The sequence below is a fragment of the candidate division WOR-3 bacterium genome, from assembly GCA_016867815.1.
Taxonomy (GTDB): domain Bacteria; phylum Hydrothermota; class Tepidihabitantia; order Tepidihabitantales; family Tepidihabitantaceae; genus UBA2258.
On sequence record VGIR01000191.1, the window covers coordinates 1 to 2,579 of the forward strand.

At 62.5% G+C, this 2,579-nt stretch carries 2 protein-coding genes; both read right to left on the reverse strand.

Annotation, left to right across the window (positions count from 1 at the left end; genetic code table 11):
• Window positions 1-473 (reverse strand): hypothetical protein (locus FJY68_14175; GenBank protein ID MBM3332969.1); only part of this gene is annotated, 473 nt, incomplete at its 3' end.
• Between the two features lie 138 nt (window positions 474-611).
• On the reverse strand, window positions 612-1,337 hold the full coding sequence (locus tag FJY68_14180) for an ABC transporter ATP-binding protein (protein MBM3332970.1): 726 nt from the start codon (window positions 1,335-1,337) through the stop codon (window positions 612-614).
• Between the last annotated feature and the right edge of the window lie 1,242 nt (window positions 1,338-2,579).

Consider the following 2,579-nt stretch of genomic DNA (forward strand, 5'->3'; position numbering starts at 1 on the left):
GGATAGGCCCGGGCAAGATAGGCCTGCGCGAGCCGCTCGTTCGCCCTGTCGAAGAGATACTTGAGCTTGATGCTCTTCTCCATCTGCGTGATCGAAAAACCGGTCACGATGTTGTAGACCTGAATGTCCGCGGTCTCGAACGCCTGAACTCGCTGCTCAAGGCTCTCCGGCACCACCACGACCCACGTGACCCCGGCGGCCCTTGCCAGATCGAGCAACTCGTCGAGGTTCCCCTCTGCCGGGATGACTGTCGTCCGCTCGCTCTGGAGCGCAACGAGCACGCTCTCCGACAGGGCCGTCCGGTCATTGTCGGCAACGATGACCGACTGAGGCTGCGACGACTTTGCCCGCTCGCCCCTGATTGCCCGGCCGATGAACACGAAGACCACCATTATCGCCACGAACGGCGCGAGCATCTGCAGAGTAAGCAGCTCCCGCGCTTCCTTGACGATGATGTTGGTGATTACGCGCATCAGAGAGAATTCCTAATTCCTAATTGCCAATCACTAGTCAATGACCAAACGTGTGAAATGACCAATGCCGGAATGCCCGCATGGAAGCCTCCGCCCATTGGACATTCGTTAGGGATTAGTAGTTGGGAATTCGTCATTCTACAGATGCTCCATCTTCAGGAACACCTCTTCCAGGTTCCGGCACCCGTGCTTCTGCTTCAACTCCTCCGGAGCGCCGGTCTCGATGATCTCGCCCTGCTTGATGAGCGCGACCCGGTCGGACAGGAACTCGACCTCGAGCATGTTGTGCGACGAGAGCAGCACGGTTGTCCCCTGGCGCGCGTATTCCCGCACCCGCTTGCGGATACCCATCGAATTCGACACGTCCAGACCCGAGGTCGGCTCATCCAGAATCGCGAGCCTGGGCTTCGTCATCAGGGCCCGGGCCAGCAAGAGCTTCCGCGCCATGCCCTTGGAATAGGTCTTGACCCGGTTCTTGATCCGCTGGCCCAGGTCGGCGAGTTCCATTCCCCGCTCGACCATCGCGTCCCGGTCGCGGTTGTCCTCGGTGTAGAAGGTGGCCATGAACCGCAGGTAGTCGAGCCCGGAGAGGTTCTTGTAGGCGCCGGCGTCCTCAGGCAGATAGCTCAACAGCCGCCGCACGTCGCCCGGCTTCTCGGCCACGTCGAAGCCAAACACACTCACCGTGCCCGACGTCGGCCTGAGCAGGGTCGAGACGATACGGAGTGTCGTGGTCTTGCCTGATCCGTTCGGCCCGATAAGGCCGAACACCTCACCCGGCTTGATGTCGAACGAGATGCCCGCGAGCGCCCTCAGGCCCCCGTAGTTGCGGGTCAGGCCTTTGACGCTGCAGGCAGATTCCACGCACGTATTATAGTTGGATTCGACATTGGTCAAAGTCCGGCGTCATGCGTTCAATTGACCGGGCTTGCGCATCCGGTCTGCGGGCGGGAACCAGCAGCTAGTCCGAAGGACAGCTTCCACCCCGACGGGGTGACAGGTGCACCACTCCCTCCCACCATCGCGTTGCTCTGCCTCTCCTCGTCAGGGAGCGCACGACACTGGCACTGCTTTCCGCCGGGGAAAACAGCGTCTTACCCAGTCCTTCCGCTCCGAAAGAGAGACCCCATTCTCCTGCGCACGATTGCGCGGAGTGTCTTTCTGAACTCCGGGCTACCGCTTCGGCCGCGGGTCAGGAGGGAATGTCTTCGCCAGTTCGCGGAAGCGCGGCAGCATGCCGCTCGCCAGCTTCCTAGCCAGCGCGGTGTCCAACCCAACACGAATCCACTGCGGTTCAAGGATGTACTCGTCAAGCTGCCGCTTCTCCCCCGCGCTGCCGGGCTCATTCTTCAACGCCGCAGTGCAGCACACACCAACCAGACCGCGATAGACCGCCCTCCGTTCCTTGGGCACACTCGCCTCCCCAAGCACCAACTGCACCTCCTGCCAGACCTTCTCAACTGCCGCATTGCGCGCCGCCTGCCACTCATCAATCCTGCGGGCGAGCTCGCGGCGCTGCTCTTCCCGCAGGTTCTGTTTGCGCCCCGGCTTGAGCAGGCTGGCCTCGTACTCATCGAGGCTCAGGTCCGGCAGCCAGTCCAGGTCTCCCGCCATCTCCAGCCGCGCAAACTCCCGGCGCACGCCGTCTTCAAGTTTCCGGATGGCATCCGGCGCAAACCCGCTCGCCTGCTCGAACGTGACCCGCGACTCAGCCAGGAGCTTCTCCCTTCTTCCCGGTTTCGCTTTCCGCGTCCTGTAGAGTATCCGGAACAACTCCAGCCCGTGATTGAACAGCGGCACGGTCACGCTCATCACCGGGTCCAGTCCCGTCTCGTTCACCGCCCGTGACAGGAACCGGCCATACAGAAGGCGCCTTCTCGCTGCCGCCGCATTCTTCCGCGCCCGCGCAAGCCGCAGCGACAGGTCGGGCTTCGCCTGCGCCGGAGTCTTCTCCGGGGCCGTCTTCGGAATGTCGATGCGCAGGTCGTACTTCGTTACCTGGGCCTGCCACTTCTCAGGGACGCTCGCCGCGACCCTGGCCAGCGTCTGCTTGAAGACCCTCTGCTGCGTGGTCGGCAGCTCGGTGTACAGGTCGAGAATGTCGCT